This is a genomic window from Bradyrhizobium brasilense, assembly GCF_029714345.1.
In the GTDB taxonomy this organism is placed as follows: Bacteria; Pseudomonadota; Alphaproteobacteria; order Rhizobiales; family Xanthobacteraceae; genus Bradyrhizobium; species Bradyrhizobium australafricanum.
Window position 1 is genome coordinate 8139704 of the sequence record NZ_CP121669.1, and the last position, 21380, is coordinate 8161083.

Genomic DNA, 21380 nt, shown 5'->3' on the forward strand with positions numbered 1-21380 from the left:
AAAAAATCCACCGGCCCGCGGCCGGTGGATTGGATGCTTTGTGACAGTTCTGAGAACCGCCGACGGCCGTCAGTACGGCTGATACGGCAGTTGCGACCGCCGCCCGTAATAGCCGCGGTAACCATAGTACGGGCCGCCGCCGTAATAGACCGGGCCGCCACCATAGTAGACGGGACCACCGTAGTAGCCCGGGCCACCATAGTAGCCGTAGGAGTCGTAATAGTCGCGGCGGCTCTGGGCTGCGGCGATCGCGAGACCCGTGCCGACGATCCCGGCGAACGCAGCCGCAGCCGCTGCGCCGCCACCGCCATAGTAGCGACGGCGGGCACTGATGTCGGTCGCGCCGCTCGTGCCTTGTGACGTCGTCACAGCGGTCGCCTTGCCTGTCTGAGCAGAGCCTGCGAACGCCATCGTCGGCTCGACGGCCGTCAACGCCACCGCGGCAACCGTTGCCAATGTGGCTGCGCGGCCAATGGACGAAAAAACACCTTTTCGCGCAAACATTGCAGTCATCCTTTGTGGAAGCCGGCCCGACGGGCCTTGGTTAGCTAACCCACTGCCTCCAGATTAGGTTCCCCAAACCGAATGCAAGCTGAACGACCCGAGGTGAAAACATGGCAAGCCGAAGCCTGGCAGTCATCGACCGTTCACCTTGCCTGGGGCAAAATGCCTGCAAATAACGCTTGAAACTGACGCTTGCTCTGGCGCATTCGATGTCATGAAGCAGGCGCGCCGGCGCGGCACTTTGTCTCGCCTCCCGGATGTCATGATGCAGGTAAGTCGGACCACCGTTCTCCGCTGGATACTGGCCGGCATGATCGGCCTCGCGGGGGGCGTGTGGCCGGCGTTGACGCCGCTGCGCGCCAGCGATCTGCCGCCGCCGCTCACCATCCAGTTCACGCTCGACCGTCCGCTTGATGCCGCCGCAGCGCCATTCGTGATGGCATTATCCGGCGGCCTGTTCAGCGCCGAGGGCCTTGCGGTCGGCACCAACGTCGCGACCAGCTCGGCGGATGCCATCGCGCGCGTCGCCGACGGCTCGAGCGATTTCGCCCTCGTCGACATCAACTCGCTGATCCGCTTTCGCGACAAGCCCGGTGCTGCGCCCGTCAAGGCGGTGTTCGTGCTGTTCAACCAGGCGCCTTATGCGATCATCGCGCGCAAGAGCCGCGGCATCAGGACGCTGAGCGACATGCAGGGCAAGAGCCTCGGCGTCGCCGAGGGCGATCTTTCGATCCGGCTGTGGCCCGCGGTCGCGAAGCAGAACGGCATCAAGCTGTCGAGCGTGAAGCAGAGCACGATCAGCGCCGCGGTGCGCGAGCCGATGCTCTCCGCCGGCCAGGTCGATGCCGTTACCGGCTTCTCCTATCTCTCGGCGATCAATTTGCGCGATCGCGGCGTGCCCGCCGACGATCTCGCGGTGCTGCGCTTCGCCGACTATGGCTGCGAGGCCTACGGCTTTGCCGTGATCGTCAGCCCGCGCCTTGCCGCCGCGAAGCCGGATGCGGTGAAAGGGTTCGTGCGCGCGGCGATCGGCGGCACCAACCTCGCGGTCAAGGATCCGGCCCGCGCCGCCGGCGAGGTCGCGAGCCGGATGGATGGCGGCTCGCGCGATCTGGAGCTGGAGCGGCTGAACGCCATCATCCGCGACAACATCCTGACCAGCGAGGTGAAGCGCGACGGCATCGGCGGCATCGAGGCGGAGCGCTTCGAGCGCTCGGTCGACCAGCTCGCCGAGGACTTCAAATTCCAGAAGCGGCCGCACGCCGCCGACATCTTCGACGAGGCTTTCCTGCCGCCGATCGACAGCCGCCTGGTGAATTGAGAGCATGCGAAGCGGCACCAAATGTTCAGCGTCGTCCTGGCGAAAGCCAGGACCCATTACCCCAGCCGTTTGTTGTTGCGCGACGCTGGGGCCACTATCCCGCTCCCAATCAAATTCGGTGGCTATGGGTCCTGGCTTTCGCCAGGACGACGGCGTGGGGAGCCGCTCGCCACAATCACCGTCACCCTGAGCATGACGCGCTGTCACCGCTGGCCCTGCATCGCGAACCCTGATTAAATTGCATCCCGCCTGATCGGGCGCCCACCGCTGACGAGTGCCGCCTGCATGTCCATGCTTCGCCTCTATACCCGCGTCCTCGAACTGCTCGGCAAGGAGGCGCGGCTCGGCTGGATCCTGGCCATCGCCAACGTGCTGCTCGCCGGCGCGCAATTCGCCGAGCCGGTGCTGTTCGGCAAGATCGTCGACGTGCTGTCGGGCCGGCCGGTCACCGGGCTGTTCGCGACCTCCTCGGCATGGCCGCTGCTCGTCGCCTGGGCGGCGTTCGGCCTGTTCACGATCGGCTGCAGCGCGATCGTGGCGCTGCAGGCCGACCGGCTGGCGCACCGCCAGCGCCAGGCGGTGCTGACCGATTATTTCGAGCACATCCTGCAGTTGCCGCTGACCTTCCATTCCGGCACCCATTCCGGGCGGCTGATGAAGGTGATGCTGAACGGCACCGACGCGCTGTGGCGGCTCTGGCTCGGCTTCTTTCGCGAGCATTTCGCCGCGATCATGTCGCTGATCGTGCTGCTGCCGCTTTCGCTCTACATCAACTGGCGGCTGGCGGTCCTGCTGTTCGGGCTCTGCGTCGTGTTCACCGTGCTGACCACGCTGGTGGTGCGCAAGACCTACGGCATGCAGAGCGAGGTCGAGGCCTATTACAGCGACCTCTCGGCGCGCGCCTCGGACGCGCTCGGCAATGTCGCGCTGGTGCAGAGCTTCGTGCGGATCGATTCCGAGGTGCAGGGCCTGCGCTACGTCGCCGACAAGCTGCTCGCGGTGCAGATGCCGGTGCTGTCATGGTGGGCGCTGGTCACCGTGATCACGCGCGCCTCGACCACGATCACGGTGCTTGCGATCTTCACCGTCGGCATCGCGCTGCATAACCAGGACCTCACCACGGTCGGCGAGATCGTGATGTTCGTCTCGTTCGCCACCATGCTGATCCAGAAGCTCGAGCAGGTGGTCAGCTTCATCAACAACGTGTTCATGGAAGCGCCGCGCCTGCAGGAGTTCTTCGACGTGCTCGATGCGGTGCCTGCGGTGCGCGACCGGCCCGGCGCGGTCGATCCCGGACGGCTGTCCGGCCTCGTCGAGTTCGACGACGTCTCGTTCTCCTATGACGGCAAGCGGCCGGCGATCGAGGATCTCAGCTTCACCGCCCTGCCGGGCCAGACCATCGCGCTGGTCGGCTCGACCGGCGCCGGCAAATCCACCGCGATCGCGCTGCTGCATCGCGCGTTCGATCCGCAATCGGGCATCATCAGGATCGACGGTATGGACATACGCGCGCTGAAGCTGACGGCGCTGCGGCGAAACATCGGCGTGGTGTTCCAGGAGGCGCTGCTGTTCAACCGCTCGCTCGCCGACAATCTGCGCGTCGGCAAGCCCGACGCGACCGACGAGGAGCTGCGCACCGCCGCGGCGCGCGCGCAGGCGCTGGATTTCATCGAGCGCAGCGAAAAGAAGTTCGATACCCATGCCGGCGAGCGCGGCCGCATGCTGTCCGGCGGCGAACGCCAGCGGCTGTCGATCGCGCGTGCGCTGCTGAAGGATCCGCCGATCCTGATCCTCGACGAGGCCACCAGCGCCCTCGACGCCGTCACCGAGGCCAAGGTGAATGCCGCTCTCGACGAAGTGATGAAGGGCCGTACCACCTTCGTGATCGCGCACCGCCTGTCCACCATCCGCCACGCCACCCGCATCCTGCTGTTCGACCAGGGACGGGTGATCGAAAGCGGAACTTTCGATGAACTGGTGGCGAAAGGTGGGCGTTTTGCCGAGCTGGCGCGGGCCCAGTTCATGGTCCAGGAACAGGCGCGCGCCGGCATCGAGACACCATAATTCCTGCCTTTCCAATTGAGGCGGCTGCCGAAATTCAGCCGATTTCGTCCACGATATAATTCCCCGGCCTCTGTTCTCTGCTGGCAAGCCGGTATAGGGTTTGCATCGCCGCAATGCGGCGCCGGACACGCTTGAAACCCGTACGTCACAATCGCAAGACCTCCTTTTTTCAAGGCGGGTCTCAAAGGACCGGAACCGGATTCGTGCACCTTCCTCGCCCGTCATTGAAATGGATTCTGGCCGTCGCGATGCTCGCCGTCGCCGCGCCGCAAATGGCGCAAGCCGAGGCACTGCTGGTTGTCGAGGCCGATTCCGGAAAGGTGCTGCAGGCCGACAATGCGACGATGCCGTGGTACCCGGCTTCGCTCAGCAAGATGATGACGGCCTATGTGACGCTTAAGGCGGTCAAGGACGGCCGCGTCTCGCTCGACACGCTGCTCACGGTGTCGCCGACCGCGTCGTCGCAGTCGCCATCGAAGATGGGCTTCCGGCCCGGCACCCAGGTCACCGTCGACAACGCGCTGAAGATGATGCTGGTGAAGTCGGCCAACGACATGGCCGTGGTGCTGGCCGAGGGCATCGGCGGTTCGATCGACGGCTTTGCCGGGATGATGAACCAGACCGCGCAAAGGCTCGGCATGACGCAAACGAGCTACGTCAATCCGAACGGCCTGCCCGCCGACGGCCAGATCACCTCGGCGCGCGACATGGCGATCCTCGCCCGCGCCATCATCCGCGACCTGCCGGAATACGAGTATTTCGTCCACATCCCGTCGATCCGCTTCGGCCGCCGCATCACCCAGAACTTCAACAAGCTGATCGGCCGCTATCCCGGCGCCGACGGCTTCAAGACCGGCTTCATCTGCGCCTCCGGCTATAATCTCGTGGCGTCGGCGACGCGTGACGGCAAGCGGCTGATCGCCGTGGTGCTCGGCGCCTCCTCGGGCCGCATGCGCGCGATCCGCGCCGCGCAGCTCCTGGACCGCGGCTTTGCCAACAATGGGATGGCGTGGCTGCGGCCCTCGCTCGGCACCGTCGACAATCTGGTGCCGATCGATTCCACGCCGCCGAACCTGCGCGAGGAGATGTGCGGTCCCAAGCACAAGCGGCCCGCCAGCGACGAGGACGCAGAAGACACCGTCGCCAGCGCCGGAAGCTCCAGCACCAATGGCGACGGCGGCGTCAGCTTCTTCGCCTCGGGCCTGCAGGCTGCGATGCCGACCAAGCCGGCCGACATGCTGGCGCAGCCGGCCGCGGCCTCCGAGCCGGTCGTGGTTTATACGGGGCCGACCAAGACCGGTGCTGCGTTGATCGCCGCGGTCGAGGCCGACACCGAGAAGATGCAGCCGGTCAAGCGCGCCAAGGGCAAGCACAGCCGCGTCGCGGGCAAGAAGCCCGATGCGGCCGATGACGCGAAGGCCGACACCAAGGGTGCCTCCAAGTCGGACAGCAAGCCAGCGGCCAAGCCCGCGCGTCACGCCAACGCCAAGCCGGATGCCGCAGCTGCGAAGACGGCCGCGGCGGACAAGCCCGCCGCCGCAAAGCCTGCCGGCAAGCCGGCGGCGGCAAAGCCGGCCGCCAAGCCGAAGACTGCGGCCGACAAACCCAAGGCTGCCGACAAGCCGAAAGCCGACGCCAAGCCGGCCGGTTAGCAGAGCGCCCGCCCGTCATTTCCGACTGTCATTTTCTCCAATGCGTCGATAACGCGCAGCGGCTTGCCATTGGCCGCGGCATCGCTCAATACTGCCTGAAATAACGCGGCCAAAGGTCGGAAAACCCGGAAGCAATCCGGGACATCAGCCAAATTTGAGAGAGGGGATTGACCATCATGGAGCGCATCTGGCTCAAGCATTATCCGGCCGGCGTGCCCGCGGATATCGACGTCACGCAATATTCGTCGCTGGTCGAATTGCTAGAAGAGAGCTTCAAGAAATTCGCCGATCGCAAGGCGTTCATCTGCATGGACAAGGCGATCACCTATCGCGAGCTCGACGGGATGTCGACGGCGCTCGGTGCCTACCTGCAGAGCAAGGGCCTGCAGAAGGGCGCACGGGTCGCGCTGATGATGCCGAACGTGCTGCAATATCCGATCGCAACCGCCGCCGTCCTGCGCGCCGGCTATGCCGTGGTCAACGTCAACCCGCTCTACACCCCGCGCGAGCTCGAGCACCAGCTCAAGGATTCCGGCGCGGAGGCGATCATCGTGCTGGAGAACTTCGCCACCACCGTGCAGAAGGTACTTCCCAACACCGCGGTCAAGCACGTAATCGTCGGCAGCATGGGCGACCTGCTCGGCCTCAAGGGCGTGATCGTCAATCTGGTGGTGCGCCGGGTGAAGAAAATGGTGCCGGCCTGGTCGATCCCCGGCGCCGTCGGCTTCAACGAGGCGCTGTCAGCCGGCCGCGCCGCCAAGCTCAACAAACCGACGCTGACGCTCGATGACGTCGCCTTCCTGCAATATACCGGCGGCACCACCGGCGTCTCCAAGGGCGCGACCCTGCTCCACCGCAACATCCTGGCCAACGTGTTGCAGAACGACGCCTGGCTGCAGCCGGCGCTGGCGAAGCCGCCGATCGTCGAACAGATGGTCATCGTCTGCGCGCTGCCGCTCTATCACGTCTTCGCGCTCACCGCCTGCTATCTGCTGGGCATGCGGGCCGGCGGCACCAATCTGCTGATTCCGAATCCGCGCGACATGGCGGGCTTCGTCAAGGAGCTCTCGAAGTACCAGGTCAGCTTCTTCCCGGCGGTCAACACCCTCTACAATGGCCTGCTGAACACGCCCGGTTTCGACAAGCTCGACTTCTCCAAGCTGAAGATCGCCAACGGCGGCGGCATGGCGACGCAAAGGCCGGTCGCCGAGAAATGGTTGAAGGTCACGGGCATCTCGTTGTCGGAAGGCTATGGCCTGTCGGAGACGTCGCCGACCCTGACATGCAATCCTGCAACGATCGAGGAGTTCTCCGGGACGATCGGCCTTCCCGTCCCCTCGACCTGGCTCTCGATCCGCGACGATGACGGCAATGAATTGCCGATCGGCGAGGCCGGCGAAATCTGCGCCAAGGGCCCGCAGGTGATGGCGGGCTACTGGAACAGGCCGGACGAGACCGCGCGCGTGATGACCGCGGACGGTTATTTCCGCACCGGCGACATCGGCGTGATGGACGAGAAGGGCTACACCAAGATCGTCGATCGCAAGAAGGACATGATCCTGGTCTCCGGCTTCAACGTCTATCCGAACGAGATCGAGGAAGTGATCGCAAGCCATCCGGGCGTGCTCGAATGCGCCGTGATCGGCGTGCCCGATGCGAAGTCCGGCGAAGCGGTGAAGGCCTTCGTGGTCAAGAAGGACCCGAACATCACCGCCGAGGACATCATCAAGTTCAGCGCCACCCAGCTCACCGCCTACAAGGTGCCGAAGCAGATCGAGTTCAGGACCGACCTGCCGAAGACCAATGTCGGCAAGATCCTGCGCCGCGAGCTGCGCGACGAGAAGAAGGCCGCGGCTTAAGGCGTGAGTGGACTGACGTTCGATGTCTGACGCAAGCCTCGCGACGCCGGCTGACGTGCTTGGCTTCTGGCGGAATGCCGGCCGCGACCGCTGGTACAAGCACGACGACGCCTTCGATGCCGAGATCCGCAGCCGCTTCCTCGCCACCTGGCAGAAGGCGGCTGCCGGCGAATTGTCGTCATGGGAGGCGAGCGATGAGGGCGCGCTGGCGCTGACCATCGTGCTCGACCAGTTTCCGCGAAACCTGTTTCGAGGCGACGCCAGGACCTTTTCAAGCGATGCGCTGGCGCGTGAAGTGGCAAGGCGCGCCATCGACCGCGGCGTCGATGCGCGGACCGCCCCCGTGCTGCGCGAATTCCTCTATCTGCCTTTCGAGCATTCGGAGGACCTCGACGACCAGCAGCGCTGCGTGACGCTGTTCCGGCGATATGACTGCCATCCCGACAACCTGAAATATGCCGAGGACCACGCCGACATCATCCGCCGGTTCGGCCGATTCCCGCACCGGAATCGCGTGCTGGGCCGGCAGACCACGGCCGAGGAGCAGGCCTTTCTCGACGCCGGTGGGTTTTCCGGCTGATGACGGAACGGTGACCAGAGCCTTCCGTTCCGATTGCATCGGAACGGGGCTCTAGATTCTTGTTTTGACGCGTTTTCTTCACGCGAACCGGTATCCACTTCGCTCGAAAACGCTTTGGCGTCCGGCATTGCCGTTCTTCGGCGAGCCCGTATTGTGCCGTGCTGTAGCCGGGTTTAAGACAGTTCCGCTTCACCGAGGGAGAACAACGATGACGATCAATGTTGGCGACAAGCTGCCGGAAGCCAAGTTTCGCGTGATGACCGCCGAGGGTCCGCAGGTCAAAACCACCGACGATATTTTCAAGGGCAAGAAGGTCGCCCTGTTCGCCGTGCCCGGCGCCTACACCGGCACCTGCCACAAGATGCATCTGCCGAGCATCTTCCTCAACGCCTATGCCATGAAGAACAAGGGCGTCGACACCATCGCGATCGTCTCGGTCAACGACGCCTTCGTGATGAACGCCTGGAAGCGCGACACCGACCAGCGCGACGAAGCCGTCTTCCTCGCCGACGGCAATGCCGACTTCGCCAAGGCGATCGGCATGGAGCTCGACGCCTCCGGCAACGGCCTCGGCATCCGCTCCAAGCGCTACTCGATGCTGGTCGAGGACGGCGTGGTGAAGAAGCTCAACCTCGAGCCCGCCCCGGGCAAGGTCGAGGTCTCCGGCGGCGACACGCTGCTCGGGCAGCTCTGAGCCGACGCTTCTTCCCTTCTCCCCTTGTGGGAGAAGGTGGCGCGGATGCAATCCGCGCCGGATGAGGGGTCTCTATCCGCGGAGACAGACCCCTCACCCGTCCGCGATGCTGCGCATCGCGTCCACCCTCTCCCACAAGGGGAGAGGGAAAGATCGCCGAAATATCGGGAATCGTAGGATGGGTAGAGCGCAGCGAAACCCATCGCCTTCGTGCCGTGCATTGAGGTGATGGGTTTCGCTGCGCTCTACCCATCCTACGCACCCGGCTCGCTGCGGCCCTAATTCTTCAACTTCGCCATCGCCACGCCTTCGCGCGCCAGTTCGTCGGCGCGTTCGTTCTCGGTGTGGCCGGCGTGGCCCTTGATCCAGTGCCAGCGCACCTCATGCGGCTTCAGCGCGGCATCGAGACGCTGCCACAGCTCGACATTCTTGACCGGCTTCTTGTCGGCGGTGCGCCAGCCATTGCGCTTCCAGCCATGGATCCAGCCGGTGATGCCCTGGCGGACATACTGGCTGTCGGTGGTGAGATCGACCACACAGGGCTTCTTCAAGGCTTCGAGCGCCGAGATCGCCGCCATCAGCTCCATGCGATTATTGGTGGTGTGCGCCTCGCCGCCCTTCAATTCCTTCTCGACGTCGCCGAACCGGAGGATCGCGCCCCAGCCGCCCGGCCCCGGATTTCCGGAGCAGGCACCATCGGTGAAGACAATCACATGCGGCTTGTCGCTCACGCCGCGCACCCGGCCGGCGTGATGCCGTAGTCGTTGATAGCAGCGACGCTCTGCTGGAAGCGCAGCTTGCGGACATATTCCAGCGGGTCCTTCGGCTGCACCAGCGCGCCTTCGGGCACGTTGAGGAAATCGACCAGGCGCGTCAGCAGGAAGCGCATCGCGGCACCGCGCGCGAGCAGCGGCAGCGCGGCCTCTTCCGCCGCCGACAGCGGGCGCTCGCGACCATAGGCGTTGAGCAATGCGCGCGCCTTGGTGACGTTGAAGGAATGATCCGGCTCGAAGCACCAGGCGTTGAGGCAGATCGCGACGTCGTAGGCCAGGATGTCGTTGCAGGCGAACGGGAAGTCGATCAGGCCCGAGAGCCTGTCGCCCAGAAAAAACACGTTGTCGGGAAACAGGTCGGCATGGATGACGCCGACCGGCAGATCGGTCGGCCAGGCGGCTTCGAGATGATCGAGCTCGCGCGCGATGAAATCGTGCAGGCCCGGCTGCACGCTGTCGGCCCGCGCGGCGGCGAGATCGAACAGCGGCCGCCAGCCGGAGACCGACAGCGGATTGTTGCGGACCAGCGGAAAATCGCGGCCGGCAACGTGCATTTTGGCCAGCGCCTCGCCGACGCCGGAGCAGTGCGCCACGTTCGGCCGCCGCGGCCACACGCCCTCGAGGAAGTTGATGATCGCGGCGGGCCGGCCGGCGAGCCGGCTAGTGACCTCGCCCTTGCGGTTGCGCGCCGGCTGCGGGCACGACACGCCGCGCTCGGCGAGATGGGCCATCAGCGACAGGAAATACGGCAGGTCGTCCTCGGCCACGCGCTTCTCATAGAGCGTGAGGATGTAGGCGCCCTGGCTGGTGTGCAGCAGGAAGTTCGAATTCTCGACGCCCTCGGCGATGCCCTTGTAGGAGAGCAGTTCGCCGATGTCGTAGCTTTTGAGGAATTCCGCGAGGTCTTCGGCGGCAACGTCGGTGTAGACCGCCATATGGTCTATTCCGCCGCGGCAGCGTCAGGCCGCAGCGAACGCGGCAGCGGGAAGAACTCGTTCTCCTCCGCGGCCGAGACCGTCTCCACGTGCAGTTCGTAGCGCTCGGCGAAGGCGCCCATGATCTCCTCGACGATCACCTCCGGCGCCGATGCGCCCGCGGTGATGCCGAGGCTCGTGATGCCTTCGAACCTGCTCCAGTCGATGTCGCTGGCGCGCTGGGCGAGCACGGCGATCGGGCAGCCCTCGCGCTCGGCGACCTCGCGCAGGCGCTGCGAGTTCGACGAGTTCGGCGCGCCGACCACGATCAGGGCGTCGACCACCGGCGCCACCTTCTTCACCGCGAGCTGACGGTTGGTGGTCGCGTAGCAGATGTCTTCCTTGTGCGGACCGTTAACGTTCGGGAAGCGCTGCTTGAGCAGCGTCACGATCTCCGCGGTGTCGTCGATCGACAGCGTGGTCTGGGTCACGAAGGCGAGGTTGTTGGGGTCCTTCGGAACGAAGGTCTTGGCGTCCTCGGCGGTCTCGATCAGGGTCACGGCGCCCGCCGGCAGTTGCCCCAGCGTGCCGACCACCTCGGGGTGGTGGGAATGCCCGATCAGGAGGATCTCGCGGCCGCGCTTGAAATGGATCGCCGCCTCGCGGTGGACCTTGGTCACCAGCGGGCAGGTCGCGTCCAGCGAGAAGAAATTGCGGGATTTGGCCTCGGCAGGAACCGATTTCGGAACGCCGTGGGCCGAAAACACCACCGGCGCGTTGGTATCGTCGGGAATTTCGGCCAATTCCTCGACGAAAATGGCGCCTTTGGTCTTCAAGCTGTCGACCACATACTTGTTATGGACGATTTCGTGCCGGACATAGACCGGCGCACCATAAATGGTGAGGGCACGTTCGACCGTGTCGATGGCACGGACCACCCCGGCACAAAAGCCGCGGGGGGAACAAAGCACGATTCTAAGGTCGGGTTTTTTGGCTGACATCGGGCTGTCTCGGGGCAATCTCGGGACCGAATCACCCCTCGCCGGCGGGCGGGGAACGGCCAATTTGAGTAAGGACTTGGGACTGCTTTCGGGCGCTGTCAAGGCGATTTTGCTGGCCCATTGCGCCATTCCCCCCGGAGGGCTTATATAGGCCCTATAATTCCCGTCATCGCCGATGACTACCAGCTTCGCCTCGACAGAGGTGGGCGAAGCACAAAGGAGATTTGCCATGAGCAACGCACCGCTGATGCCGAAGGCGACTGCCGTGTGGTTGGTCGACAATACCGCCCTGACCTTCGATCAGGTGGCCGATTTTACCAAAATGCACCCCCTCGAGGTCCGCGCCATCGCCGACGGCGACGCCGCCCAGGGCATCAAGGGCATGGACCCGATTTCCAACGGCCAGCTGACCCGCGAGGAGATCGAGCGCGGCGAGCGCGACCAGAACTACCGGCTCAGGCTCCAGGAGAGCAAGGTGGTGCTGCCCTCCGCCGCCAAGAAGAAGGGTCCGCGCTACACCCCGGTGTCGCGCCGCCATGAGCGTCCGAGCGCGATCCTCTGGCTGGTGCGCAACCATCCCGAGCTGAAGGACGCCCAGATCATGCGTCTGGTCGGCACCACCAAGACCACGATCGCCAGCGTGCGCGACCGCACCCACTGGAACGCCTCGACCTTGACCCCGATGGACCCGGTGACGCTCGGCCTGTGCTCGCAGATCGAGCTCGATTTCGAGGTGCAGCGCGCCGCCAAGGAGAAGCCGACCACCACGGTCTACGGCGGCGCCACGCTGCTGCCGGCCTCCGAGACCACGCGCAAGGACGAGCTGGACGATCAGCCGATCGAGCGCCACGACGATCTCAACGTCGATGCCGTGTTCGCCAAGCTGAAGACGATCGGCGGCAAGAAGCCCGCCGACGAGGAAGAGTAAGCGCGGATCGCGCAACTCGAAGCGCAGAATACGAAACGCGGCAGGGCAACCTGCCGCGTTTTTGCTTGGAAGCGCATGCGATGGCGTGACAACGGCCGTCGGCGCGGCTCAATGCCGGTCGGGATTGTTCATCATGTATTCGCCGAGATCGCGCTGCCGCCGATCGGTGCGGGCTTCGGCGTTCTGGCGCTGCACGTCGCGGTTCTTGCGGCAGGCGACGTAATCAGGCGAGCCGACCGCCACCTTGCCGCCGGCCTGGCAGTACTGATCGTCGTCGCCCATGCTCTCTGCGATCGGCGATCGGCCGCGCTCGAGACAGCCCGCAAGCAGCGGCAGGGCGAGCAGCAAGGCGAGTGGCGCGCGTGCGGAAATGGATCGCATCCGTGGGTCCGTATCTCGTGGCATATGACAGGGAGGCCGGGATGACCCGGCAATCCATCAAAATCAAGGCCGTTTTGCTTCCGAATGCGGAAGTCTTGTTCCACAGGTGCCGACCTCAGGCGCGGGAGGTGCCAGCACTCCCTCGCCCCGCTCTTGCGGGGAGAGGGGCCGCCTCCGCAGAATGAATGCAGCGAGCAAGCGGAGCCTCCCCCTCACCCGGATCGCATTGCCATGCGATCCGGCCTCTCCCCGCAAGCGGGGCGAGGCAACAAGAGCTACGCCTTCCCCTTCAGCGCCTCGCCGATTTCGTCGAGCACCTTCGGGTCCTCGATCGTCGCCGGCATGGTCCAGGGCTCGCCGTCGGCGATCTTCTTGATGGTGCCGCGCAGGATCTTGCCGGAACGGGTCTTCGGCAGCCGCGCCACCGTGATCGCGAGCTTGAACGCGGCGACCGGCCCGAGCTTGTCGCGCACCAGCGCCACGACGTCCTTCTCGACCTCGGCGGGCTGCTTGGTCACGCCGGCCTTCAGCACCAGGAAGCCGCAGGGCACCTCGCCCTTGATCGCGTCCTTGACGCCGAGCACGGCGCATTCGGCAACGTCGGGATGCGAAGCGAGGATCTCTTCCATGCCGCCGGTGGAGAGCCGGTGGCCGGCGACATTGATGATGTCGTCGGTGCGGCCCATCACCCAGACATAGCCGTCCTCATCCTTGTAGCCGGCATCCGAGGTCTTGTAGTAGCCGGGGAATTCCGAGAGATACGCGTCCCTGAAGCGATCGTCCTGCTGCCACAGCGTCGGCAGGCAGCCCGGCGGCATCGGCAGCTTGATGACGATCGAGCCCATCGTGCCCTCCCCGACCGGCTTCGCCGCCTCGTCGACGATGTCGACCTGATAGCCCGGCATCGGCACCGTCGGCGAGCCGTGTTTGACCGGCAGCTGGCCGAGCCCGACCGGATTGCCCGCGATGCACCAGCCGGTCTCGGTCTGCCACCAGTGGTCGATGACCGGCACCTTCAGCTGCTGCTCGGCCCACTCCACCGTCGGCGGATCGGCGCGCTCGCCGGCGAGGAACAGGGTGCGGAAGCTCGAGAGATCGTAATTCCGGATGAACTTGCCTTCGGGGTCTTCCTTCTTGATCGCGCGGAACGCGGTCGGCGCGGTGAAGAAGGCGACCGCCTTGTGCTCGCTTATCACGCGCCAGAACGCGCCGGCATCCGGCGTGCCGACCGGCTTGCCCTCATACATGATGGTGGTCGCGCCGTGGATCAGCGGGCCATAGACGATGTAGGAATGGCCGACCACCCAGCCGATGTCCGAGCCGCACCACCAGATCTCGCCGGGCTTCACGCCGTAGAGATTGTGCATCGACCATTTCAGCGCGACGAGATGACCGCCATTGTCGCGCACCACGCCTTTCGGGATTCCGGTCGTGCCCGACGTGTAGAGGATGTAGAGCGGATCGGTGGCGGCTACCGGCACGCAGGGCGCGGCCTTGCCGGCGTCGAACGCGGCGCGGCGCAGCGTCGCCCAGTCATGGTCGCGGCCCGCGGCGAGCTCGCAAGCCTGCTGCGGCCGCTGCAGGATGATGCAGGTCTCGGGCTTGCTGCCGGCGAGGCGGAGCGCCTCGTCGAGCAGCGGCTTGTATTGCACGATGCGCCCGGGCTCGATGCCGCAGCTCGCCGAGAAGATCAGCTTCGGCTTGGCATCATCGATACGGGTCGCGAGTTCCTTGGCCGCGAAGCCGCCGAACACCACGCTGTGCACCGCGCCGATCCGCGCGCAGGCGAGCATCGCGACGACAGCCTCCGGCACCATCGGCATGTAGAGGATGACGCGATCGCCCTTCGCCACGCCGAAATCCTGCATCACCGCAGCCAGCGTCTGCACCTCCTCCAACAATTCGGAATAGGTGAACTTGGTGATCGTGTTGGTGAGCGGCGAATCGTGGATCAGCGCGACCTGGCTGGCGCGGCCGCCGGCGACATGGCGATCCAGCGCGTTGTAGCAGGTGTTGACCACGGCGCCCGCGAACCAGCACCCATAGGCGCCCACGGAGGGATCGAAGATCTTCTTGGCCGGCTCGATCCAGTCGATCTCGCGCGCCGCTTCCGCCCAAAAGCCCTCAGGGTCCCGGAGCGAGCGGGCATACACCTCATGATACCGGCTCTTGCCTTGTATATTCATAGCGTCTCTCCCGGCTCATCTCTCGCGTCATGGCCGGGCTTGTCCCGGCCATCCACGTCTTTGGGGCGACAAAGCAAGACGTGGATGCCCGGCGCAAGGCCGGGCATGACGAACCTGAAATGGCTAGCTCTTGTTAACGGCCATTGTCACGGGCCCGACCGATAATTCAAGCCGTAAACTGACCGACGTTAGCACTAGTGTCCCGAATCCGAAGTTCGCATCATTTGCCGCACCTTCGGAGCGAACTTCGGATTCGATAAGGACACTAGCAAACTCATGATTCTAGTGTGCTTTATGAATGCGAAGTTCGTGAAAGTGGTTGCCGCGAAATCGCATGAACTTCGCATTCAGCACACTAGTAGCCGTCGACCCCATTGATCCGCTGCAGCCGCTCGCGCATCGCCCTTTCCAGGTCGTAGCCCGGCTTGCCGAAGTCGGCATTGCGGCGGGCGATGAACAGATCCTGGGCGCGCTGCAGCTCGCGCGCCTGGCGCGGATTCTGCGCCTCGCGCACCGTGCGGAAGGTCGATGCGACGATCTCGCGATCGAGATCGGCAAGCGTGGGATTGGCGCAGATCGCCTTCTCGACGGCGCGGCGCGCCTTGCGGCAATCGAAGCTCGGCTTGCCGGCGACCGCCATCATGGCGCCGATCCGCTCCAGCTCCAGCGACAGCGATTTGTAGTTGGCCCTGGCGGCGGCGTGATTGGGGTCGAGCTTGACGGCAGCACCAAAATCCAGGATCGCCTTCGGCCGGTCGCCCTTGCGGCGCCACAGCTCGCCGCGCGCATTATGCGCATCGGCAAGCGATGGATCGAGCTTGAGCGCGGTGTCATAGTCCGCGATCGCGCGATCGATCGACTGCTTGCGGTCATAGGCGCCCGCCCGCGCCATCAGCGCCTTGACGCGATCGGGCCTCGTCGCCTTCTCATTGTCGATCAGCGCGCCGCAGACATCGATGATCTTGTCGTCGTCGGCGGCCGCTGCCGCCGCGATGCAGGGGCCGGCATTGGCCTGCACATCCTCGCCCGGCTCGCTGCCGGTGGCGCGCGCAACGCCCGACATCAGCGCGCCCGACAGGCCGACACAGACCAGCATCGCGGCCAGATTTGCAGGTTTGTATCGCATCCCGATCGCCGACAAATCGTCCCTCTCCCGCGCCCGAACCGCCGGCCTCCGATGCCCGGCGGCGCGCCATTTGCCGCAAAACCACACGCTGGATTATACGTCAATTGCGACGATCGGCTGCATCGGGGGTTCGGCTTGCTCACATTCGAATGGATCATCGGGCTGTTGCTCGCGGCGGTGGCGCTATCGGCGCTGGCGCGGCGGATCAAGGTGCCCTACCCGACCTTCCTGGCGCTCGGCGGCGTGCTGCTGACGCTGCTGCCGTGGGCCCCGACCTGGGCGCTGGAACCGAAACTGGCGCTGGCGCTGTTCGTCGCGCCGGTGCTGCTCGACGCCGCGTTCGACACTTCGCTGCGCGATCTCCGCAACAACTGGCTGCCGGTCTCGACGCTGGTGGTGGTCGCGGTCGGCGTCACCACAGCGGCGGTCGCGGTGGTCGCGCATTGGCTGCGCCCGGACATGCCGTGGGCGGTTGCGATCGCACTCGGCGCCATCGTGGCACCGCCGGACGCGGCCGCGGCCACCGCGATCCTGCGCCAGGTCAACCTGCCCTACAGGATCCAGAAGATCCTCGAAGGCGAAAGCCTGCTCAACGATGCCAGCGCGCTGCTGATCTATCGTGTCGCGGTCGGCCTCGTCGCCGCCGAGCACATGAAGATCCGCGAGTTCGTGCCGACCATCACGATCGCGCTAGTCGGCAGCCTCGCCGCCGGCTTCCTGTTCGCGCAAGTCTGGATGATGATCACGCGTCGCATCACCGAGGCGCCGAGCGCGATCATCACGCAGTTCGGCGGCACTTTCATGGTGTGGATCATCGCCGAGCATCTCGGGCTGTCCGGCATCCTCACCATCATCGCCTATGCGATCACCATCTCGCGCACCGCGCCGGCCCGCACATCGGCGCGGCTGCGCGTGTCGTCCTACGCGGTGTGGGAAACCGTCGTGTTCGTGCTCAACGTGCTCGCCTTCATGCTGATCGGCCTGCAATTGCGCCCGATCTGGTCCGGGCTCGACGACGAGGTGCGGTGGAAATATTGCAGCTTTGCCGCCGCGATCCTCGCCGTCGTGATCCTCGCCCGCATCCTCTGGGTGATGCCCTACGGCGCGCTGCTGCGCACACTGAAGGCGCGCAACCTGCTGCCGGCCCACGTGGTGGACGCCGTGCCGACCTTGAAGCGCGGCTTCATCGTGTCCTGGTGCGGCATGCGCGGCATCGTCACGCTGGCGGCGGCGTTTGCGCTGCCTGAATGGTTTCCGTATCGCGATCTGATCCTGCTGACGGCGTTTGCCGTGGTGCTCGGTTCGCTCGTGATCCAGGGGCTGACGCTGCGGCCGTTGATCCTGGCGTTGAATTTCGCTGACGACGATCCGGTCGGACGCGAGGCGGCCCATGCCCGCGGCGTGGTGTTTCGCGCCGCGCTCGACGAGATCGACGCCGACCCGTCGGAGGAGGCCGAGATCCTGCGGCTCGAATATCGCGCCGTGCTGCTGCGCGCCGAGAATGATCCCGACGGCGGCCTGACCTCGCGCGAGTTGCCGTCGGATCCGCTGCGCCGCCGCGCCATCGCCGCGGCGCGTCAGGCATTGCTCAATCTGCGCCGCATCGAGGCGATCGGCGACGACGCATTCCATCTGGTCGAGGAAGAGCTCGACCGCGCCGAGCTCAGCGTGGAGGCCTAAAGCGCCATGAGGTTAGGATGAATAGCCGCCGCGACGGCACTGCGCTCCCTCTCCCCGTTCTTTACGGGGAGAGGGTTGGGGTGAGGGGCTGTCTCCGCGTAACCGGCGATAGCTGCATTTGCAGAGAATCCCCCTCACCCGGAATGCATCTAGCGATGTATTCCGACCTCTCCCCGCACGCGGGGCGAGGTAAAGCGAAGTTCGCTGCTCAGGCGCCCGACTTCAAGCCCCCGACTTGGAGGTGATGCCGCCGTCGACCACGAGCTCGATGCCGGTGACGTACTTCGATTCATCCGACGCCAGGAACAGCGCGGCATTGGCGACGTCCCAGGCGTCGCCCATGTGCCCCATCGGCACCTGCGCGTCGCGGGCCCGCCACATCGCCTCGACATCGCCCTTGGCGTAGCTCTGCGCCAGCCCGGCCGAATGCGCGACCATCGGCGTCTTCATCAGTCCGGGCAAGATCGCGTTGACGCGCACATGCCTGGACGCGAACTCGACCGCGGTCGACCGCGTCATCTGGTTCATCGCGGCCTTGCTCGCGTTGTAGCTGACATAGGAAATGCCGACATGGCGGATCGAGGCGATCGAGGAGATGTTGATGATCGAGCCGCCGCCCTGCTTGATCATGACCGGAATGACGTGCTTCATCGACAGATAGGCGCTCTTGAGGTTGACCGCGAAGACGCGGTCCCACTCGGCTTCCGCCACCTCGACGACGCTGCCGACCTCGGCGATGCCGACATTGTTGTCGAGCACGTCGATGCGGCCATAGGCCTTGAGGCAGGCCGCGACCATTGCCTCGACCTCGCCGGCGCGCGAGACATCGGCGGTGAATGCGACGGCCTTGCCGCCTTCGCCGGTGATGAGGCCGACGGTCTCCTCCGCCGCGGCGCCGTTGCGATCGACGCAGAAGACGCTGGCGCCCTCGCGCGCAAAGGTGACGGCGGTCGCCTTGCCATTGCCCCAGCCGGGCCCGATCGAGCCCGCGCCGACCACCATCGCAACCTTGCCCTTGAGCCGATCCATCGGTCTTTCTCCCTTGTTGTTCTTGTCGTGACTGTAGCCCGGATGAGCGAAGCGATATCCGGGGGCGCTATCCCCGCATATCGCTGCGCTCATGCGGGCTACGGATTCTTGCACACCCTGATCGTCGTGACATTAGCACCGATCGGATGCCCGAAAATCTCCGATAGCGTCTGGCAGCGTCCCTCCTGGCACAGGTGCCATTCACCCGCGGCGCCGGAATTGCCGAGCACGACTTCCGCCCTTGGCACCGGCGGCGGCGACCATTGAAACCAGCCATCGACGAGGCGCGCCTCCGGCGGCGGCTCCATGCCGGCGCCTGTGCCCTTGACGCGCGCCTGTTGCAGCGTGAGCCCGGCCGGCGTGACCAGCCAGTCCTCCTGCCAGGCGCTCTTCTCGATCGAATGCGTCCAGGCGAGCGTGAAGGCCGCGATCGACAGCGCCTTCACGACACCCGCGGAAGCGAGGCAGAGGCTCAAGCCGCCGCCACCGCATTGCGCGGACGCTGCCGCCATTGCCACAGCACGACAGCAGCGGCGAGCGTGAAGCCCGCCGTATCCGAGAACGGGAAATCGCCGAGCAGGCAGAGCGCGGCGCCGAACGCGACCAGGATCTCGATGAAGGTCAGCCGTGTGAACAGGAAGCCGATCGCGACGATGCCGAACAGGGCGATCGCGACCAGCGCCTTGAAGGTCGCCAGCGCCACCGCGCCGTAGAAGCCGAGCTGCGCCTGCATCGGATCCCCGGTCTGCAGCATCAACGCCGGCGAATAGACGAAGATGAACGGAATGACATAGCCGGCAAGCGCGATCCGCATTGCCTCCCAGCCGATCTTGTCCGGGTTCTCCTTCGCGATCGGCGCCGCCGCCAGGGCCGCGAGCGCGACTGGCGGCGAGAGGTCGGCCATGATGCCGTAGTAGAACGCAAACATGTGGCTTGCGATCAGCGGCACGCCGAGCTTGGCGAGCGCAGGCGCGGCCAGCGCCGCGGTGATGATGTAGGTCGGGATCGTCGGGATGCCGGTGCCGAGCAGGATCGACAGCAGCATGGTCATGATCAGCGCCAGGAACAGGCTCTTGGCTCCGAGCCCGATGATCCAGCTGCCGAAGATGGTGCCGACGCCGGTCTGCGTCATCATGCCGATGATGGTGCCGACGATGGCGCAGGCCATGCCGACCGTCAGCGCCGACTTGGCGCTGTCGGCGAGCGAGTCGCGGCAGGCTTTCAGGGTGGCGCGGCCGCCGCGGGTGATCGCGGCGATGACGATCAAACCGGCGACGACGCTCGCGACCGGAACGATCTCGATGCCGTGGCGCGACACCGCGGCGACCACCAGCGCGAGGCCGATCCAGAAGATGTAGCGCACGACGGTGTTGGAGAAGCCGAGCGTGATGCTGGCGCCGAGGATCAGCGCGACCGTGAGCGCAAGTCCCATGCTGCCGGCATAGAGCGGCGTGAAGCCCTCGAACAGCATGTAGACCAGCGCCGCGAGCGGCAACACCAGGTACCAGCGCGCCACCAGCGCCTTCCAGGCGCTCGGGATCTCCGAGCGCTTCATGCCGACGAGGCCGTGCTTGCCGGCCTCCAGATGCACCATCCAGAACGCCGAAGCGAAATAGAGGATCGCCGGGATCACCGCGGCCTTGACGATCTCCGAATAGGGCACGCCGAGCGTCTCGGCCATGATGAAGGCGACCGCGCCCATGACGGGCGGCATGATCTGGCCGCCCATCGAAGCGGTGGCCTCGACGCCCGCGGCGAAGGCGCGGCGATAGCCGAACTTGATCATCAAGGGGATCGTGAACTGGCCGACGGTGACGACGTTGGCGACGCCCGAACCCGAGATCGTACCCATCATGCCCGAAGCGAACACCGCGACCTTGGCGGGGCCGCCGCGGGTGCGGCCGAACAGGCCGAGCGAGACGTCGGTGAACAGCTGGATCATGCCGGCGCGTTCCAGGAATGAGCCGAACAGGATGAACAGGAAGATGTAGGTCGCCGAGACATAGATCGGCACGCCGTAGAAGCCTTCGGTGCCGAACGAGAGATGGGTGACGATCTGGTCGAAGTCATAGCCGCGGTGATTGAACGGCGACGGCAGATATTGGCCGAAGAACCAGTAGAGCAGACAGGCGCCGCACATCAGCGGCAGCGCCGCCCCCATCAGCCGCCGCGTGCCCTCGAAGATCAGGACCGCGAGCAGCGTGCCGACCGCAAGGTCCATGTTGGTCGGATCGCCGTCGCGGGCGATCAGGTCGGCATAGAAGATCCACTGGTAGAGCCCGCAGAGGAACCCGGCGGCGCCGACGATCCAGCTCACCGCGCGGCCCAAATCGGTCTTGGCGGTGAAATTGCCGATCAGGCCGAAGGTCAGGAGGATCAGGAAGCCGACATGGACACCGCGCACCACCTGGCTCGGCAGGTAGTTGAAAGCCGCGACATAGAGCTGGAACACCGCAAAGGCGAGACCGATGGCATAGGCCAGATGTCCCCAGGCGCCCGGGCCGAAGCCTTCCGGAAAGCCATGCTCGAAATTGTCGAATTCGACCTTGATGGGCTGCTCGCCCTCAACCTGCTGCTGCATATGATCAGTCCCCCGCCGTGTCCGCGACGTCCATAGTACCTGCGTGGCGCTTGGGCCGCGTCCCCCGCACGTCATGCGCGGGCTTGACCCGCGCATCCATCGAAAAA

At 65.4% G+C, this 21380-nt stretch carries 18 protein-coding genes; 8 read left to right on the forward strand and 10 right to left on the reverse strand.

Annotated elements, in window-relative coordinates:
• Positions 1–69: 69 nt before the first annotated feature.
• Positions 70–504 carry a hypothetical protein gene (locus QA635_RS37640; RefSeq protein WP_038386174.1) on the reverse strand — a complete coding sequence of 145 codons (435 nt, stop codon included), beginning with the start codon at positions 502–504 and terminating at the stop codon, positions 70–72.
• Between the two features lie 265 nt (positions 505–769).
• Between QA635_RS37640 and QA635_RS37645 the strand changes: the two genes are divergently transcribed.
• The 6 genes from QA635_RS37645 to QA635_RS37670 all read left to right on the forward strand — a co-directional run bounded on the left by QA635_RS37645 (position 770) and on the right by QA635_RS37670 (position 8674).
• Positions 770–1825, forward strand: coding sequence for an ABC transporter substrate-binding protein (locus QA635_RS37645; RefSeq protein WP_283072053.1), 1056 nt, complete (start codon positions 770–772; stop codon positions 1823–1825).
• Between the two features lie 285 nt (positions 1826–2110).
• Positions 2111–3889, forward strand: a complete 1779-nt coding sequence (locus QA635_RS37650; RefSeq protein ID WP_225162952.1) for a glucan ABC transporter ATP-binding protein/ permease — start codon at positions 2111–2113, stop codon at positions 3887–3889.
• A 203-nt stretch (positions 3890–4092) separates the two neighbouring features.
• Entirely contained in the window at positions 4093–5541 is a 1449-nt protein-coding gene (locus QA635_RS37655) for a D-alanyl-D-alanine carboxypeptidase family protein (RefSeq protein ID WP_425249097.1), read from the forward strand.
• 176 nt (positions 5542–5717) lie between these two features.
• A complete protein-coding gene (locus QA635_RS37660) occupies positions 5718–7400 on the forward strand; it encodes a long-chain fatty acid--CoA ligase (RefSeq protein ID WP_076825259.1) in 1683 nt (560 codons plus the stop codon).
• Between the two features lie 22 nt (positions 7401–7422).
• Positions 7423–7980: a DUF924 family protein gene (locus QA635_RS37665; protein WP_225162954.1), complete on the forward strand. Its 558-nt coding sequence runs from the start codon at positions 7423–7425 to the stop codon at positions 7978–7980.
• 208 nt (positions 7981–8188) lie between these two features.
• A complete protein-coding gene (locus QA635_RS37670; RefSeq protein WP_018269652.1) occupies positions 8189–8674 on the forward strand; it encodes a peroxiredoxin in 486 nt (161 codons plus the stop codon).
• A gap of 278 nt (positions 8675–8952) precedes the next feature.
• Here the strand turns inward: QA635_RS37670 and rnhA are convergent, their stop codons facing one another.
• The 3 genes from rnhA to ispH are packed head-to-tail and all read right to left on the reverse strand — an operon-like array spanning position 8953 to position 11362.
• Positions 8953–9405, reverse strand: coding sequence for a ribonuclease HI (gene rnhA / locus QA635_RS37675; protein WP_283064904.1), 453 nt, complete (start codon positions 9403–9405; stop codon positions 8953–8955).
• A complete protein-coding gene (locus QA635_RS37680) occupies positions 9402–10382 on the reverse strand; it encodes a homoserine kinase (protein ID WP_283064905.1) in 981 nt (326 codons plus the stop codon). Before QA635_RS37680 ends, rnhA begins: the two co-directional genes overlap by 4 nt.
• 5 nt (positions 10383–10387) lie before the next feature.
• Positions 10388–11362 carry a 4-hydroxy-3-methylbut-2-enyl diphosphate reductase gene (gene ispH / locus QA635_RS37685; protein WP_057016404.1) on the reverse strand — a complete coding sequence of 325 codons (975 nt, stop codon included), beginning with the start codon at positions 11360–11362 and terminating at the stop codon, positions 10388–10390.
• 229 nt (positions 11363–11591) lie between these two features.
• On the opposite strand from ispH, the gene QA635_RS37690 reads away from it, so the two are divergent.
• Positions 11592–12290 carry a DUF1013 domain-containing protein gene (locus tag QA635_RS37690; RefSeq protein ID WP_076825203.1) on the forward strand — a complete coding sequence of 233 codons (699 nt, stop codon included), beginning with the start codon at positions 11592–11594 and terminating at the stop codon, positions 12288–12290.
• A gap of 108 nt (positions 12291–12398) precedes the next feature.
• Here QA635_RS37690 and QA635_RS37695 read toward each other — a convergent pair whose 3' ends face one another.
• The 3 genes from QA635_RS37695 to QA635_RS37705 all read right to left on the reverse strand — a co-directional run bounded on the left by QA635_RS37695 (position 12399) and on the right by QA635_RS37705 (position 15983).
• Complete coding sequence (locus QA635_RS37695) at positions 12399–12671, reverse strand: hypothetical protein (RefSeq protein ID WP_075969207.1); 273 nt, start codon at positions 12669–12671, stop codon at positions 12399–12401.
• A 275-nt stretch (positions 12672–12946) separates the two neighbouring features.
• Positions 12947–14857: a propionyl-CoA synthetase gene (locus QA635_RS37700; RefSeq protein WP_283064906.1), complete on the reverse strand. Its 1911-nt coding sequence runs from the start codon at positions 14855–14857 to the stop codon at positions 12947–12949.
• Between the two features lie 355 nt (positions 14858–15212).
• Positions 15213–15983, reverse strand: a complete 771-nt coding sequence (locus tag QA635_RS37705) for a tetratricopeptide repeat protein (RefSeq protein WP_283064907.1) — start codon at positions 15981–15983, stop codon at positions 15213–15215.
• Between the two features lie 135 nt (positions 15984–16118).
• Here QA635_RS37705 and QA635_RS37710 point away from each other — a divergent pair, with 135 nt between their 5' ends.
• Positions 16119–17663, forward strand: coding sequence for a cation:proton antiporter (locus QA635_RS37710; RefSeq protein ID WP_283064908.1), 1545 nt, complete (start codon positions 16119–16121; stop codon positions 17661–17663).
• Positions 17664–17885: 222 nt separating this feature from the next.
• Here the strand turns inward: QA635_RS37710 and QA635_RS37715 are convergent, their stop codons facing one another.
• From QA635_RS37715 to QA635_RS37725, 3 genes are all read right to left on the reverse strand, one after another.
• The gene (locus QA635_RS37715; RefSeq protein WP_283064909.1) at positions 17886–18692 is read right to left on the reverse strand and encodes an SDR family NAD(P)-dependent oxidoreductase; all 807 of its coding nucleotides are present in this window, start codon (positions 18690–18692) and stop codon (positions 17886–17888) included.
• A gap of 98 nt (positions 18693–18790) precedes the next feature.
• On the reverse strand, positions 18791–19204 hold the full coding sequence (locus QA635_RS37720) for a DUF1850 domain-containing protein (RefSeq protein WP_283064910.1): 414 nt from the start codon (positions 19202–19204) through the stop codon (positions 18791–18793).
• Positions 19165–21273: a TRAP transporter permease gene (locus QA635_RS37725; protein WP_283064911.1), complete on the reverse strand. Its 2109-nt coding sequence runs from the start codon at positions 21271–21273 to the stop codon at positions 19165–19167. The genes QA635_RS37720 and QA635_RS37725 overlap by 40 nt, the downstream gene beginning before the upstream one ends.
• Between the last annotated feature and the right edge of the window lie 107 nt (positions 21274–21380).

Bases quoted from the DNA above. Each gene is read 5' to 3' on its own strand.
- QA635_RS37640 (WP_038386174.1), bottom strand. From the start codon at position 504: ATGTTTGCGCGAAAAGGTGTTTTTTCGTCCATTGGCCGCGCAGCCACA.
- QA635_RS37645 (WP_283072053.1), top strand. From the start codon at position 770: ATGCAGGTAAGTCGGACCACCGTTCTCCGCTGGATACTGGCCGGCATG.
- QA635_RS37650 (WP_225162952.1), top strand. From the start codon at position 2,111: ATGTCCATGCTTCGCCTCTATACCCGCGTCCTCGAACTGCTCGGCAAG.
- QA635_RS37660 (WP_076825259.1), top strand. From the start codon at position 5,718: ATGGAGCGCATCTGGCTCAAGCATTATCCGGCCGGCGTGCCCGCGGAT.
- QA635_RS37665 (WP_225162954.1), top strand. From the start codon at position 7,423: ATGTCTGACGCAAGCCTCGCGACGCCGGCTGACGTGCTTGGCTTCTGG.
- QA635_RS37670 (WP_018269652.1), top strand. From the start codon at position 8,189: ATGACGATCAATGTTGGCGACAAGCTGCCGGAAGCCAAGTTTCGCGTG.
- QA635_RS37680 (WP_283064905.1), bottom strand. From the start codon at position 10,382: ATGGCGGTCTACACCGACGTTGCCGCCGAAGACCTCGCGGAATTCCTC.
- ispH (WP_057016404.1), bottom strand. From the start codon at position 11,362: ATGTCAGCCAAAAAACCCGACCTTAGAATCGTGCTTTGTTCCCCCCGC.
- QA635_RS37690 (WP_076825203.1), top strand. From the start codon at position 11,592: ATGAGCAACGCACCGCTGATGCCGAAGGCGACTGCCGTGTGGTTGGTC.
- QA635_RS37695 (WP_075969207.1), bottom strand. From the start codon at position 12,671: ATGCGATCCATTTCCGCACGCGCGCCACTCGCCTTGCTGCTCGCCCTG.
- QA635_RS37700 (WP_283064906.1), bottom strand. From the start codon at position 14,857: ATGAATATACAAGGCAAGAGCCGGTATCATGAGGTGTATGCCCGCTCG.
- QA635_RS37705 (WP_283064907.1), bottom strand. From the start codon at position 15,983: ATGCGATACAAACCTGCAAATCTGGCCGCGATGCTGGTCTGTGTCGGC.
- QA635_RS37715 (WP_283064909.1), bottom strand. From the start codon at position 18,692: ATGGATCGGCTCAAGGGCAAGGTTGCGATGGTGGTCGGCGCGGGCTCG.
- QA635_RS37720 (WP_283064910.1), bottom strand. From the start codon at position 19,204: ATGGCGGCAGCGTCCGCGCAATGCGGTGGCGGCGGCTTGAGCCTCTGC.
- QA635_RS37725 (WP_283064911.1), bottom strand. From the start codon at position 21,273: ATGCAGCAGCAGGTTGAGGGCGAGCAGCCCATCAAGGTCGAATTCGAC.